Annotated in this window: 14 protein-coding genes; 7 read left to right on the top strand and 7 right to left on the bottom strand. The window is 71.4% G+C overall.

All coding sequences use genetic code 11. The features are described from left to right. Positions 1 to 187: 187 nt before the first annotated feature. The 3 genes from AC1DU4_RS19700 (at position 188) to AC1DU4_RS19690 (ending at position 3552) form a co-directional block, all read left to right on the top strand. On the top strand, positions 188 to 916 hold the full coding sequence (locus tag AC1DU4_RS19700; protein WP_477842657.1) for a VTT domain-containing protein: 729 nt from the start codon (positions 188 to 190) through the stop codon (positions 914 to 916). A 140-nt stretch (positions 917 to 1056) separates the two neighbouring features. After that, positions 1057 to 1659 (top strand): DedA family protein, encoded by a 603-nt coding sequence (locus AC1DU4_RS19695; RefSeq protein ID WP_072846212.1) that lies wholly within the window; start codon positions 1057 to 1059, stop codon positions 1657 to 1659. Between the two features lie 57 nt (positions 1660 to 1716). Beyond that, entirely contained in the window at positions 1717 to 3552 is a 1836-nt protein-coding gene (locus tag AC1DU4_RS19690) for a glycoside hydrolase family 15 protein (protein ID WP_477842655.1), read from the top strand. 22 nt (positions 3553 to 3574) lie between these two features. Here the strand turns inward: AC1DU4_RS19690 and AC1DU4_RS19685 are convergent, their stop codons facing one another. From AC1DU4_RS19685 to AC1DU4_RS19675, 3 genes are read right to left on the bottom strand one after another with little or no spacing between them, the layout of a single operon-like run. Continuing rightward, the gene (locus tag AC1DU4_RS19685; protein WP_477842653.1) at positions 3575 to 4774 is read right to left on the bottom strand and encodes a glycoside hydrolase family 76 protein; all 1200 of its coding nucleotides are present in this window, start codon (positions 4772 to 4774) and stop codon (positions 3575 to 3577) included. Between the two features lie 34 nt (positions 4775 to 4808). Continuing rightward, positions 4809 to 5471: a TrmH family RNA methyltransferase gene (locus tag AC1DU4_RS19680; protein ID WP_477842651.1), complete on the bottom strand. Its 663-nt coding sequence runs from the start codon at positions 5469 to 5471 to the stop codon at positions 4809 to 4811. Positions 5472 to 5487: 16 nt separating this feature from the next. Continuing rightward, entirely contained in the window at positions 5488 to 6093 is a 606-nt protein-coding gene (locus AC1DU4_RS19675; RefSeq protein WP_477842649.1) for a DUF6636 domain-containing protein, read from the bottom strand. A 144-nt stretch (positions 6094 to 6237) separates the two neighbouring features. Here AC1DU4_RS19675 and AC1DU4_RS19670 point away from each other — a divergent pair, with 144 nt between their 5' ends. Beyond that, positions 6238 to 6684, top strand: coding sequence for a DUF3592 domain-containing protein (locus AC1DU4_RS19670; protein ID WP_072846211.1), 447 nt, complete (start codon positions 6238 to 6240; stop codon positions 6682 to 6684). Positions 6685 to 6702: 18 nt separating this feature from the next. Here the strand turns inward: AC1DU4_RS19670 and AC1DU4_RS19665 are convergent, their stop codons facing one another. Continuing rightward, entirely contained in the window at positions 6703 to 7410 is a 708-nt protein-coding gene (locus tag AC1DU4_RS19665) for a lysoplasmalogenase family protein (protein ID WP_477842647.1), read from the bottom strand. A gap of 124 nt (positions 7411 to 7534) precedes the next feature. Between AC1DU4_RS19665 and AC1DU4_RS19660 the strand changes: the two genes are divergently transcribed. Further along, entirely contained in the window at positions 7535 to 8137 is a 603-nt protein-coding gene (locus AC1DU4_RS19660; RefSeq protein ID WP_477842645.1) for a phosphoribosylanthranilate isomerase, read from the top strand. Positions 8138 to 8141: 4 nt separating this feature from the next. Here AC1DU4_RS19660 and AC1DU4_RS19655 read toward each other — a convergent pair whose 3' ends face one another. From AC1DU4_RS19655 to AC1DU4_RS19645, 3 genes are read right to left on the bottom strand one after another with little or no spacing between them, the layout of a single operon-like run. Further along, entirely contained in the window at positions 8142 to 10145 is a 2004-nt protein-coding gene (locus AC1DU4_RS19655) for a serine/threonine-protein kinase (protein WP_477842643.1), read from the bottom strand. Continuing rightward, positions 10142 to 11014, bottom strand: a complete 873-nt coding sequence (locus AC1DU4_RS19650) for a hypothetical protein (RefSeq protein ID WP_477842641.1) — start codon at positions 11012 to 11014, stop codon at positions 10142 to 10144. The genes AC1DU4_RS19655 and AC1DU4_RS19650 overlap by 4 nt, the downstream gene beginning before the upstream one ends. Continuing rightward, entirely contained in the window at positions 11011 to 11718 is a 708-nt protein-coding gene (locus tag AC1DU4_RS19645; protein ID WP_477842639.1) for a hypothetical protein, read from the bottom strand. The genes AC1DU4_RS19650 and AC1DU4_RS19645 overlap by 4 nt, the downstream gene beginning before the upstream one ends. Before the next feature lie 834 nt (positions 11719 to 12552). Between AC1DU4_RS19645 and AC1DU4_RS19640 the strand changes: the two genes are divergently transcribed. Together AC1DU4_RS19640 and AC1DU4_RS19635 are read left to right on the top strand one after the other, a co-directional pair. Continuing rightward, positions 12553 to 13008 (top strand): MarR family winged helix-turn-helix transcriptional regulator, encoded by a 456-nt coding sequence (locus tag AC1DU4_RS19640; protein WP_072847465.1) that lies wholly within the window; start codon positions 12553 to 12555, stop codon positions 13006 to 13008. A gap of 57 nt (positions 13009 to 13065) precedes the next feature. After that, positions 13066 to 14325, top strand: a complete 1260-nt coding sequence (locus AC1DU4_RS19635) for an MFS transporter (RefSeq protein ID WP_477842636.1) — start codon at positions 13066 to 13068, stop codon at positions 14323 to 14325. The last annotated feature ends 105 nt before the right edge of the window (positions 14326 to 14430 follow it).

Here is a 14430-nt window from a genome sequence, read left to right as displayed (position 1 = left end):
GCGAGTCGGTGGGGGTGGCACCGATCGTGTCGGTGCTCCGGTTGGGTACATGCAGTATGGCAACCCGGACGCCGATAGTCTCCTCTGCGTCCCCTGACCAGGCCCGCGGCCACTGACCAGGCTTGATTCCGCCTGTCAAGGCGACGGGCTCAGCGTGCACTCAGCGGACCCCGGTACTCTGGGCCGCGTGATTGTGCAGGCGGCATCAGAGTCCGTGACCACGAATCTGGCGCTGCTGCCCGGATTCCTCGACCCCGTCAACATGTTGAACTCGTTCGGCACGTGGGTCCTCGCGGGCCTGCTGCTGGTGGTGTTCATCGAGTCGGGCCTGTTGTTCCCGCTGCTGCCTGGTGATTCGCTGCTGTTCACGGCGGGTCTCATCGCGGCGTCGAAGTCGACGGAGATCGAGCCGTTCGCACCGCTGTGGGTGCTCATGGTGACGATCCCGATCGCCGCGATCCTCGGCGACCAGGTCGGCTACCTCATCGGGGCAAAGGGCGGCTCCACCCTCTTCAAGTCGAACGATTCGAAGATCTTCAAGAAGGCCTACCTCGACGAGTCGCACGCCTTCTTCGACAAGCACGGCCCCGCCACCATCTTCCTGGCCCGCTTCGTGCCGATCGTGCGCACCTTCGCCCCGTTGGTGGCCGGCGCGGCGAAGATGAAGTACTCGGTGTTCCTCACCTACAACGTCATCGGCGGCATCGTGTGGGGCGCCGGTGTCACGCTGCTCGGCTACTTCCTCGGCCAGATCACGTTCATCCAGAAGAACGTCGACGTCATCTTCATCCTCATCGTCTTCGTCTCGGTGATCCCGATCATGCTGGAGGTCGGCAAGCGGTTCCTGGCCTCCCGCAAGGCCGGTGGTGTGGCGCCCGAACCCGCCGCCGCGCCCCAAGACGAGCGCACGCCCTGATCCCGTGATGTTCGAAGTTCTGTGACGGGCGCCGCCCTCATGACCGGCCCAGTCCCCACGCCGACCTCGGCTCCGACACCGGACTCGACTCAGTGACACTTGCCGCAGGCGTCTTCGGACCGCTCGAGACGGCGGGGCCGATGCTGGTGTGGCTGATCGTCGTCACCTTCGTGTTTCTCGAGTGCGCGTTCATTGTCGGGTTGTTCCTCCCCGGCGACTCGATGCTCCTGACGGCGGGCATCGTGCTCGCCGGACACGCCTCGGGCGCCGTCCACGTGTGGGCGCTGGCCGCCGGCGCCGCGATCGCCGCGATCGCCGGGAACCAGGTCGGGTACGCGATCGGGCACCGAACCGGTCATCGACTGGTTGCGCGCCGCGGCGGCAAGTACGTCACCACCGAGCACCTGCACAAGGTGAACACGCTGTTGGACCGGCACGGGTTCTGGTCGGTGCTGGTCGCCCGCTGGATCCCGTGGGTGCGCACGCTCTGCCCGATGGTCGCGGGCGCGGCCCGGATGAACCACCGCACGTACACCGTGGCGAGCACCCTCGGCGCCCTCGCCTGGGCCCCGGTGCTGCTGCTGCTCGGTTTCTACGCGGGTGGCTTCCTGCACCGGGTCCCGTGGCTGATGCCCGCCGTGCTCGGAGTCCTGATCACCCTGCTGGTGGTGGGCACGATCATCGGGATTCGGCAGTACCGGCAGGAGATGGCGCGCCCCGCCGAGGACTACACCGTCGACTGACGGGCGCGGCCTGGGTAGAGTCGTCCTCCCCGACTGCAGGGAAGGACGGCCGACGCGATGTCCGACTTCCCGCCGATCGCGGACTACGCCTTCCTCTCCGACTGCGAGACCTCCGCACTGATCGCCCCCGACGGCAGCGTGGAGTGGCTGTGCCTGCCGCGGCCCGACGCCCCTAGCGTGTTCGGTGCGCTCCTGGACCGGAGGGCCGGCTACTTCCGGCTGGCGCCCGCCGGCCTCACCGTGCCCTCCCAGCGCCGCTACCTGCCGGGGACGCTGGTGCTCGAGACCACCTGGTGCACCCCCACCGGCACCCTGGTGGTGCGCGACGCCATGGCGATGGCGCCGTACCGGGGTGGCGGGCGGATGGAGCACTACCGGCGGCCGCCGTCCGGCTTCGTGGCGCTGGGCTGCCTGGTGCGCACCGTGGTCTGCCTGGAAGGGACCGTCGAGCTCACCACGAACTGCCTTCCGCTGTTCGACTACGGCCGCACGCCCGGTTCGTGGCGGTACTCCGCCGACGGCTACGGGTCCGCGCGCGCCGCCGCGGCCGGTTCGACGGTTGCGCTGACGCTGACCACCAGCCTGAGCCTCGGCCTCGGCGGCGCCCGCGCCGGCGGCCGGGTCGACATGGACGCCGGCGACACCGCCTTCGTGGCACTGTCCTGGGGAGACTGGACACCGGCCGACTACGACGTGGCGGCCGGGCAGGTCAGTGACACCGAACGGTTCTTCCTGCGCTGGCTGCGGCACACCCGGTTGCCCGACCACAGGTGGCGCCCGCACCTCGAGCGCAGCGCCCTCACGCTCAAGGGACTGACCTACGCGCCGACCGGCTCCATCATGGCCGCCGCGACCACCTCGCTGCCGGAAACGCCCGGCGGCGAGCGCAACTGGGACTACCGCTTCACCTGGATCCGGGACTCGACGTTCATCCTTCGGGCCCTGTTCGAGCTCGGCCACGAGTGGGAGGCGTTCGAGTACTTCGCCTTCCTCGTCGACACCGTCGCGTCCGGTCCGTTGCAGATCATGTACGGCCTCGACGCCGAACGAGAGCTCACCGAGCACACCCTCGACCATCTCGGCGGCTACGACGGCGCCCGGCCGGTGCGGATCGGAAACGGCGCCTGGGACCAGCAGCAGCACGACATGTGGGGCATGACCGTCGACTCCATCGCCACCCACGTGAAACATGCCAGCCAGCTCGGTCCCCCGGCCTGGACCCTGGTGACGAACCTGGTCGCGGGTGCGCTGGCGGTGTGGCGCGAACCCGACCGCGGCATCTGGGAGATCCGTGGCGAGCCGCAGCATTTCACCGCGTCGAAGGCGATGTGCTGGGTCGCGGTCGATCGGGGGGCGACGCTCGCCGCCGGCCGCGGGGACGCGGACCTGGCGCGCCGGTGGCGCGAGCAGGCCGACGAGATCCACGCAGACGTGTGCGCGCACGGCGTCGACGCCCGCGGGGTGTTCGTGCAGAGCTACGGCTCCACCTCGCTCGACGCGGCCGTGCTGCTGCTGCCGATCATGGGGTTCCTACCCCCGGACGACGTGCGGGTGCGGGCCACGGTGAACGCGATCGCCGACGAGCTGACCGCCGACGGTCTGGTGCTGCGCTACCGGACCACCGAGACCGACGACGGGCTCAGCGGCACCGAGGGCGCCTTCGTGACCTGCTCGTTCTGGCTGGTGACGGCGCTGTCGATGATCGGCGAGGACGAGTGGGCGAGCGCGCTGTGCGAACGGCTGCTGGCGCTGGCCAGCCCGCTCGGGCTGTACGCCGAGGAGATCGACGCGGCCACCGGCCGGCACCAGGGCAACTTCCCGCAGGCCTTCACCCACCTCGCCCTGATCGACGCGGTGACCCGGGTGATCCAGGCGGAGTCGACGCCGACCTGACCGGCACAGCTCGACGTTCCGGTCAGCGTCCGAACGCCCCGGCCGCGACGTGCGCGGCCTCCATCAGCATCCAGCCGCCGAGCTGCACCGAGAAGTCCCGCTCCGCGATGTCCGAGGACCGGACGGTCCCGCCGGTGAAGGTCGCGATGCCGTCGCCGAGCCCCGGCATCTGCGCGGGCTTCGCCCAGTCGTGGCCGAACAGTGGCAACCCCTCCACCTGCAGCCGGTTGTCCCAGGCCGCGTCGGCCGAGTCCAGCACGATCGCCCCGGCCGTCCGGCGAGCCCGCAGGTCGGCGGCATCGTCGCCGGGCAGGTCGGCGGCGACCAACGCCAGGTACCGGGCCAGGATGCCGTCGAACAGTCCGCCGTCGCCGCCCCCGCCCCCGGAGATGACGCCGTCCACGGTCAGGTTCCGGTCGACGGCGGCGACCAGCGCGTGCACCCGCTCCCGGTGGCGCGGATCGCCCACCCGCACGGCGAGTTCCGTCTCCAGCCCGAGCACCACACCCTGGCAGTAGCTGTAGATCGCGCGGTCGAGTTCCTGCCGCTCCGCGCCCGGCTCCAGGTTCGGCGTCCGCCGCCGTCCGCTGAGCAGCGCCTGGGCCGCCAGATCGATGCCGCTCGCCCGGATCCCGGTCCGGACGCCGTCGAAGATCAGGCCGGTTGCCGGGTCGCGCAGGGTGGCGTCGATCCAGTCGGACATCGCCTGCGCGCGCCAGAGCCGCCCGGTCCGGGCGAGCATGATCGCCGCCGGACCGTTGGCCGGGGTGTTGTAGAAGTTCGACCTCTTGCACCAGGGGATGCCGCCGCCGCGTTCCGGCGCCCAGGAGTCGAAGACCTCGGACTCGAGCGCCTGGATCGGGATCCGGTAGTCGACGTGCTGGAGTCGCTGCGCGCGTTCGAGCGAGATGCCGAGCCAGGCCATGTCGTCGTAGTAGCTGTTGGTCCAGCCGGTCAGGTTCCGGATCCGGTGGGCCCGGGCGGTTTTCGCGATCCTGCGGCGCCGCTTTGCGGTCGGTTCCCGCTCGGCCGCGTCGATCATGCAGTCGAGCAGGTGCGCCTGCCACCAGTAGTGCCAGGTCAGGAAGAGTCGTTCCTTACGTACCGCAGGCCAGGCCACCACGCCGAGCGCAGTCCCCGGCAGCGCCCACAGCCGCCGGACGTGCCGGGAGACCATCGCCTCCTCGGCGGCGTCCGCCCTGCTCGACCACTCGTCCCCCATGACAACAGATCCTGCCTACTCGCGCGCCGATTGGCTACCAGGACTGTCCCAGGTCCGCATGCTGGCGGATCCAGGCGTGCATGGCGATCCCCGCCGCGACCCCCGCATTGATGCTGCGGGTCGAGCCGAACTGCGCGATGGAGACGGTCATCGCGGCCGACCGCTTCGCGTGCTCGGTCACCCCAGGCCCCTCCTGGCCGAAGAGCAGGATGCACCCGCGCGGCAGGTTGGCCGTCTCGATCGGCACCGAGCCCGGGGTGTTGTCGACGGCGACCACGACCAGGTCCTCCCGCGCGGCGAACTCGAACAGTTCGGCGGCGTCGGGGTGGTGGACGATGTGCTGGTACCGGTCGGTGACCATGGCGCCCCGGCGGTTCCAGCGCCGACGGCCGACGATGTGCACGGCGGCGGCTGCGAAGGCGTTGGCGGTGCGGACCACGGTGCCGATGTTCGCGTCGTGCCCGAAGTTCTCGATCGCGACGTGGAAGGGATGTCGCCGGCTGTCGATGTCCGCGACGATGGCCTCGCGCGTCCAGTACCGGTAGGCGTCGACGACATTGCGCCGGTCCCCCAACGCCAGCAGTTCCGGGTCGTAGCGCGAGTCGGTCGGTTCGGGCTCCTCGTGCTCGACCGCCCACGGCCCCACCCCATGCGGGTGTTCCCCCCACTCGGTGGGTCCGGGCTCGTGTTCGGTCATGTCGTGGTGCCCGCTCTCAGAAGACTTCGTTGGACGCCGCAGCGATCCGGAAGCCGTGGCCGGTGTCGTCCTTGCGGCAGGTCACTCCCGCCGCCTCGGACGTGCAGGTGTACCCGAACGAGCTGACCTTCTGCCCCGCGGCCAGCGGGGCGCCGGGGGCATCGGTCGCGGTGAGGTAGATCGGCCCGCCCGCACACATGAAGGCGCCGCGGCCGTCGCCGGTGATGCGAATGCCGTTGCCCCAGCCGATCATGCAGTCGTCCGGACGCGGCGGCACCGGGGTGGTGGTGCCCTGGCATCCGGCTTCCACTCGCGAGGCCAGCTCGACGATGCCGCACTGGAATCGGCCGTCGGCCGAGGAGAAGTAGACGGCCTCGTTCCGGACGAACTCGATGGTCGCCAGCGTGGTGGGCCCGGCAGTGGTCGTGGCGGTCGGCGGCGCCGGAGTGGTGGTTGTGGTGACCGCGGCGGTGGTGGGGGCCGGTGCCGGTGTCGTCGTCTCCACCGCCGTGGTCGTGTCGGCGGACGGCGCCGCCTGCTCCGCGGTGGACGTCCCGCAGGCCGCGGCGGTAGTCGCCACCACGGCGGCAATCACAACCGGCCACACTCGACGTGAACCCACGCGCACACCCCTTCAACCGTCGGCAATGGCAACGCCGTCCCGACGCTGCCGTCACAAACGACCCTAGTGGCCCGGCGATCGCGGGACGAAGCCGTGCAGGTCGCCGGGCACCGGCGGGCCTATCCTGGACGGAGGAGGACTGTGATGTTCCACGATCGCATCGTCCGCACCGTGCTCGCCATCACGGCCGGCTACGTGATCGTCCTGGCGGTCTGGCTGGGCTGGCTGATCCAGTACACCGAGGAGGGCACCGCGCCCTATCAGGTCGGCGGACTGCTCGCGGCGTACGGGGCGACGCTCGGACTGGGGATGATGTGGGCGAACCGACCCACCCACGCGGACCGCAAGCTGCTCAAGCGCGGGATGGAGGGCTGGGCCACGGTCGAGAGCGCCCAGCGCCTGGCCGAGACCCCCGACCACGGTCAGCTCACTGCGCTGAAACTGCGGCTGGTGGTGCCGGGCGAGGAGAGCTACACCGGCCGGGTGGTCTACGAGGTCGCCGAGGAGGACCGCGAACGCTTCGCCCCCGGGGCGACGGTCACCATCCGGGTCGACCCCAAGAACCGAGACCGGATCATCTTGTGCCCCTGAGGACTTCCCGCCGAGTCGTCAGTTCCCGCCACGCCGCGAGGCGCCGAGTGCGAGCATGCCCTCGACCAGCAGCACCTGGGCGGCGGCGTAGCTGGCCAGGATCACGCCCTCCGCCGCGCGGCGACCGCCCTCGCCGCGAACGAACAAGCGCCGCACCACGATCAGCGCGTCCGACCCGGTGAACAGCATGCCGCCGAGGGCGAGCCAGCTGCGGCGGTCCGCGTTCGGCAGTGCGGTGCCGGCGACCACCGTCGCGCCGGGCGCGAGCGCCGGGTCCGCCGACAACGTCGAGGTGGTGCCCAGCACGGCGCCGTACGCGGTGAGCGGGGTGGACACCGTCCGTGCCCGGGACCGCAGCACGCCGGCCGCACCCAGCCAGCCGGCCAGCCGCGGCACCAGCGCGGGGGCCGTCGGGCGGGCGCCGTGGCGGGCCAGCAGCGTGGAGTAGCCGGCCTGCATCACCGCGAACGAGGAGGCGCCGCGCACCAACCGGGCGTCGTCGTCCGGCTCGATCATGAACACGTCGCCGACGGTGGCGGYCGCGAGCCCCGCCAGCAGCAGCCCGGCGTCGGCGGCGTCCACGTCCGCGCGGCGGCGCAGCACCCGGACCGCCAGCGCGGGCGCCATCAGGGGCTTGGCCACCTGCTGGAGCCGCTCGTTTCCGATGACGGCACCGACAACCGTCGCCGTCGTGGCGCCCAGGAACACCGCGTGCTCGAGCTTCATGCCGTCAACCTCCGTGTGCGTGCCGTCTCGTGTGCGGGGTGAGCGTAACGGCTGCCGTGGCCGGACCGGCCCGATGCACCGAATATCCTGGAACCGAACGCCCACCGGGAGGACCTCGAGTTTCATGACTTTCATCAAGATGTGCGGACTGCGCGACGAGGCCACCGTGGACCTGGCCGTGGGCCTGGGTGTCGACGCGGTCGGGTTCGTGCTGGCCCGCAGCCCGCGGCAGGTGACCGCGGAGCACGCGGCGCGACTGCGGGCCCGCGTCCCCGACGGCACCCTCGCCGTCGGCGTGTACGTCGGCATCGGCCTCGACGAGATCGTCGAGACGGCCCGGGTGGCGGGGCTCGGCACCGTGCAGGTGCACGACCTGTGGTCCGCGGCGGACGTCGCGATGCTGCACGACGCGGGCCTGAAGGTGGTGCGGGCGTTGAACACCGGGAGCGCGACCGACCTGGACTCGGACCTCGGCGAGGACCTGCTGCTGGTGGACGGCGCGGTCGCGGGCGCGGGCGTCACCTGGGACTGGCAGGACCGCAGCGCGCTGCCCACCCGGCGCTGGGTGCTGGCCGGCGGGCTGACGCCGGCGAACGTGGCGCGGGCGGTGGCATCGAGCGGCGCCTGGGGCGTCGACGTGTCGAGCGGCATCGAGTCGAGCCGCGGCGTCAAGGACCCCGCGCTGATGACGGCGTTCGCCGAGGCCGTCCGCTCCCCTCAGGGCTGACCGGTCAGCGGCGTTGCGCCCGCCGGTACCGGCGGGTGCGGCCCACCCGCGACGCGCCGACCACGGCCGCGACCCCGGCCGCGGACGCGAGCACGGCGCTGACCACGATCGTGGCGACGGTGGGCTGGTGACCGAGCAGCACCCACACCGCTCCCACYGCTCCCACCGCCAGGACTGCCGCGCTCGCCGGCACCCCGACGGACCCCGTGACCCGCCGGCGCCCGCGCAACAGCGAGCGCAGGAACGACTCCAGATACGCGAAGGCGAACAGCAGCAGCACCACCACGCCCGCCGCCACCGCCGTGGTCGTCGGGCGCTGGGCGGTCCGCACCGGGAACTGCCAGGTCTGTGTCACCCCGCCGGCCTGGGTCAGCGCCACCTCGCCGGTGAGCGAGCCCGCCACCAGGTAGCCACCGCCGAGCGGTGGCACGGTCGCCGCGGCCGGCGCGCCGGGCAGCAGCGGCGCGCTCTGACTCTGCACGGCCCGTCCGAGCACCCGTAGCGAGACCGTCGCGGCGTCCGCCGGCCCGGGATCGGCGACGGTCACCGGGATCGGCTGGGTGAGGTCGAGCGCGACCGGGTCGGTGACGGCGGGGTCCGCACCCGCCACCGTGACCGCCCCGGGCGGCGGCAGCGGGGCCGACGCCGGGGAGCCGACCCCCACCAGCGCGACCGCGACCGCGAGCGCCCCCAGTGCTCCGGCCGCGAGGAACGGCACCCGCGGAGACGGGACCGTCAGGACCGACTGCACCGGCACGAGGTCCGTGTCCCTCAGGTCCACCAACCGGGCCCCCGGTGGGTGCACCGTGATCGACGGGCGGACCGGGGGACTCGACGTGGACCTGTGCTGCACAGTGGGATTCATTGTCGCGTCCGAGTCGTAGCCCGCCGTCGACTCGGACGCCGCGGTCGGCCGGTCAGCCGTCGCGCCAGCCGACGAGGGCGACCCGGGCGCGGTCGGCGGAGGCTCGTCCCCGCCCCGCTCGGTCGGCGGTGCGGTGTCCGCGGCGGTCGCCCGCTTCGGATGCGGCCGGGTCACCGGCAGCGGCGAGGTCTCGGACTCGGGTGCCGTCGGCGAGACCACACCCGACCCGGCGGCGGTCACGATCGAGTCCGCCCCCATCACCGGAATACCCTCCACGGCAAGCCAACCCGGACCCCAACGCCCCGTCGACGCCGCGGCCAGCTCCACTCCGAACGACTCCGCCGTGGGGAACCGGACAGCCGGGTCGGTGGCGAGACCCCGCATCACCACCTCGGCGATCGGTTCGGGGATCGTGGGCGCCACCTCGAGCAACGGGATGGGCTCGTCGAAGGCGTGCATGAAGAGCATTGCCATTGCGGTGTCGACGGCCGGGAACGGCAGCGAACCCGAGAGCAGTTCGTAGAGCATCGTCGCCAGCGCGTACACGTCGGTCGCGGGCGAGAGATCCCCGCCGCGCGCCTGTTCGGGGGCGATGTACGAGGGCGTGCCCAGGACGTCGCCCTCGCGGGTGGCGAGGGTCTGATCGCCGCCGACCACCTTCGCTATCCCGAAGTCCGTAACCTTGACCGCCCCGGACGCGGCAAACATCAGGTTCTCCGGCTTGACGTCCCGGTGCAGGATCCCGCGCGTGTGGGCCGCCGTCAGACCGGCCGCGCAGGCCAGGGCCACCGCGACCGCCGAGTGCGCGTTGAAGCCGACCTTGGTGAAGCGGCTCCACACGGTGCCGCCGGGCAGCATTTCCATCACCAGCAGGCACAGCCCGTCGTGCTCGACGAAGTCGTACACCGGCACCACGTGCGGATGGTCCAGCGAGGCGAGCAACCGGCCCTCCGCGGCGAATCGGTGCCGGACCGCCGGGTCCGACGCGAATGCCGGCGGCAACTGCTTGATGGCGACCGGGCGGCTGAGCGCCCGGTGCCTGCCGGAGAGCACCACGCCGCAGCCGCCGTGGCCGATCTCGCCGCCGATCTCGTAGCCGGGCAACGAGTCCCGGACCAGTGCCGATTCCGCTTCGGTGGTCATCGCTCGTCCCGTCCGGCCGGCTTGCGTTCCGCCAGTTCCTGATCCGCCAGCTCCTGATCCGCCAGCTCCTGTTCAGCCCGTTCCTGATCGGCGAGCGCCTCGTCGAGTTCCGCGTCGGCGTCCGGCGGCGTCGGCGTGAGGTAGCCGAGAAGGAAGAACCCCACGGCGAATGCCCCGGCGACGAACAGCCAGCGTTCGGTGCTCGGCACCCACACCCGGAACGCGGACAACGTGAACACCAGCACCAGCCCGATCCCGATCCCGGGGGTGAGCAGCCGCAGCCCACGCCGCCACCGGTTCTGCGGCATCCGGTTCCGGGCGATCGCCAGCGCCGTGTCGACGAGCGCCAGGACTGTCAGGATCACCAGCGCGAGCCCGAACAGTCCGTACACGGAGACCAGCGAGCCCTGCACGTCGACGACCGTCGGCAACTGTGCGACCGGCTCGCCGTCGGCCCCCTGCACCGCCAGGGTGCCGTTGACCAGACCGGTGGCCTGGCCGTCGAGCCCGGACAGGTCGAGAGGATAGGACAGCGTCTTCGTCGCACCCGGCCCGACCGTCGCGGCCACGGAGGTATGGAATGCGAAGAAGCTCAGCCCGAGGACATGCCCGGAGAAGTCGACGGCGGCGACGGTGAGCGGCACCGAGCCCCCGTTGGTGACGGTGACCGCGACGTCCGCAGGTGTGGCGGGGTCGAGCCGGACCGGGTGCTGCTGGTCCGCAGACGCCACGTCCTGCCCGTTGACGGTCGCCGACAGTGTCACCGCGCCTGCGGCAAGTGTCGCCGCGTCCGACGCTACCGCCGCTCCGGTCGTGGGGCCCAGTGCACCCAACAGGACGACGGCCAGCACGATCAACCACGACTTCATGAGTGCTCCTCGGCAGGCGGTGACACGGGTAGCAGGCGGCGCCGGTAGATCAGGAGGCCGACGAGGAGAAAGAACACGATGACGACCCCGGTGGACGTGGCGCCGCTCGCGTGACTGACCAGCACGACGTCGAGCGGTGCGGTGAGGACCGGTCCGCAGTCCGCGGCCACCCGGTACTGCCCGACCGACGTCGTCTCCGTCGACAGCGGCGCGGTGAATGTGCCGGCATCGTCGGCGGCAACCTGCCCCGCAGACGCGCCGCCGAGCGAGATGGACACCGTCGCACCCGCCGGGCAGCCCTCGCCGGTCGCGGTCAGCTCCTCGCCTGGCGCCACCACGGGGGTGCTGAGCAGCAGGCCCTGGTCGGGCGCCGGGGACGGCGTTCCCACCGGGATCGGGACGGGGACCGCGGTCAGCGGGGGCGCGCTGCCGGGGATGGCCGCCGGTCGCTCGACCGGGGCGCCCTCCCCCGGCTCGGTCTCGCCGGGCTTGGTCTCACCGGGCTTGGTCTCGCCGGGCTTGGTCTCACCGGGCTTGGTCTCACCGGGCTTGGTCTCACCGGGCGTGATCTCACCGGGCGTGATCTCACCGGGCGTGATCTCACCAGGCGTGATCTCACCGGGCTTGATCTCACCGGGCTTGATCTCACCGCCCGGCGGGCACAGCGACGGATCCTCGGGGCAGACCTTCACCGGCGGCGGCACGCAGTTCGGCTCGCACGTGATCGGCGGCGGCCCACCGCAGTAAGGTTCACAGTCGGGAACGCACGTCGGCGGACATACGATCTCGGGAGGATCCACCGGTCCACACGGCATCAGGTCCGGGTTGCACCGCGGAACCTCGATGTCGGGCACGGTTCCGGTGTCGGGGACTTCGTAATCAGGCGCAGGTCCCGTGTCCGGCACCCCGTAGTCAGGCACGGGTCCCGTGTCCGGCGCTCCGTAGTCGGGCACGGTCCCGTAATCGGGCACTCCGTAGTCGGGCACGGTCCCCAGATCGGGCGGCTGACAGTCGACAGTCTGGTTGCACCCCGGCAGCTGTTGCCCCTGCAGTACCCCCGCCCGAGGCACGCCCGCGCCGGGATCCGCTCCAGTCACCGGGGGTAGACCCGCAACGGGCGCCTCGGCGCCGTTCAGCACGGAACCGGACGGGTCGCCGGCCGACGGGTAGGTAGCGGCCGACGCGGGTCCGAGACCACCGATGTATCCGATCACTGCGAGCACGGCGGCGAACAGGAATGCCGCTCGCCGCGGGCCAGCCAGTGGGGGCATCCGCCCCACCCCCTCAGCTCCACACGCTGCCAGTCCAGTGTCTCCCGCCCCTGCGGGGGAGACAACAGTCCCCGCCGGATCGGAGCAGAATTCGGTCGGCATCGCTCCCCCTCTCCCGGTGGTGCGGCGACGACCTTTTCGCGGTCGCATGCGAACACCCTGAACTGCGAGTTTCGTCCGGCCGACGGCCGACTTCTTCACCCCGAGGGTGAAGATCCCAACCCCCAGGGGTTTACATACATAGTTTGCCTATGCAATATTAATTCGGTGAGCATCGAGGACGGTTCCGAGACGAGGCTCCGCGAGGTTCTCGCGGAACTGGTCACCAACACCTCACGTTTCACCCGGCTGGCGTCGTCGATCTCGACCGACGACCGGCCGCGGGCGTGGATGCGGGCACTGGGCCACCTCGACGAGTACGGCGCGCTACGCATCAGCGAGTTCGCCCGCATCGACCGCTGCTCACAGCCGACGGCGACGGCGCTGCTCAAGCAGCTCACCGACACCGGACTGGCGACCCGGCAACGCGACCCCTCGGATTCGAGGGCGGTCGTGGTCGAACTGACCGACGCCGGACACCAGTGGCTCATGGCGGGACGCGCCGAGATCGGGGCGACCCTCGCCGAACACCTGCCGGACATGGACAGCGAAGAGGTCGAACAGCTTTCGCGAAGCCTGGCCGCCCTGCGCGCGGCCCTGCGGTCCTCGGCAGTTCAGCGCTAGCTCGTCAATTTGCCGCCGTAGCCCGTTCACCACAGCGGCCCATTCACTCCAAAGGACTTGCCCGTGAGCAGCACCACCACGGCCTCCCACGCCGAGACCGACAGCCCCAGCATCCTGCACCAGCCCAAGGCGGTGTGGGCGGTCGCCTTCGCCAGCGTCATCGCCTTCATGGGCATCGGCCTGGTCGACCCCATCCTCAAGCCGATCGGCGAGGAACTGAACGCGACGCCGTCCCAGGTCTCGCTCCTGTTCACCTCGTACATGCTTGTCACCGGCGTCGCCATGCTGATCACCGGCGTGGTGTCCAGCCGGATCGGCCCCAAGAAGACCCTGCTCTCCGGCCTGGCGATCATCGTGGTGTTCTCCGCGCTCGCCGGCATGTCCGACACCGTCGGCCAGATCGTCGGCTTCCGCGCCGGCTGGGGCCTGGGCAACGCGCTGTTCATCGCGACCGCGCTCGCCACCATCGTCGGCGCGGCCAGCGGCGGCGTCGCCCGCGCGATCATCCTGTACGAGGCGGCCCTGGGCATCGGCATCGCCACCGGACCGCTGCTCGGCGGCGTGCTCGGCAGCGTCAGTTGGCGCGGGCCGTTCTTCGGCGTCGCGGTGCTGATGGCGGTCGCGTTCATCCTGATCGTGGTGATGCTCCCCGCGACCCCCGCACCGAAGGCCGACCGCACCTCGCTCGCCGCCCCGTTCCGGGCGCTACGGCACCGCGGGCTGCTCACCGTCGCGATCACCGCACTGCTCTACAACTACGGCTTCTTCACGCTGCTCGCATACACCCCGTTCCCGCTCGACATGGGCACGTACTCAATCGGATTCATCTTCTTCGGCTGGGGTCTGATGCTGGCGGTCTCGTCGGTGTTCCTGGCCCCGCGACTGCAGCGTGCCTACGGGACGCTGAACATGATGATGGCCTCGCTCGCGCTGTTCGCCGTCGACCTCGCGGTGATGGCCGCGTTCACCGAGAACAAGACCGTGCTGGTCGTCGGCGTCGTCGCCGCCGGGCTGTTCCTCGGCGTGAACAACACACTGATCACCGAGACGGTGATGATCTCGGCCCCGGTCGAGCGGTCCACCGCGTCGGCCGCCTACAGCTTCGTGCGCTTCGTCGGCGGCGCCGCAGCCCCGTACCTGGCGGGCAAGCTCGGCGAGAGCAACATCCACCTGCCGTTCTGGGTCGGTGCCGCCTGCACCGCCGCCGCGATCGCCGTCCTGGCCACCGGCCGCAAGGTGCTCGCACACGTCGACGACCACGACCCGGCGCCGCACAGCATCGACGAGGCCGTCGCGGTCACCGCCGGTTCGGACTAGACGACCCGTCCGACCCGGCCCGCCACGACGCGACGGGCCGGGTCGGACGGCACCGCCGCCAGGAAGCGCGGCGCGGTCAGGCCTCTCGACCGCGCCGCGCCACAC

Source organism: Rhodococcus sp. P4_F5 (assembly GCF_056401315.1).
Note: the sequence above shows the minus strand (reverse complement) of the source record. Positions and strands in the feature narration are given on the sequence as shown.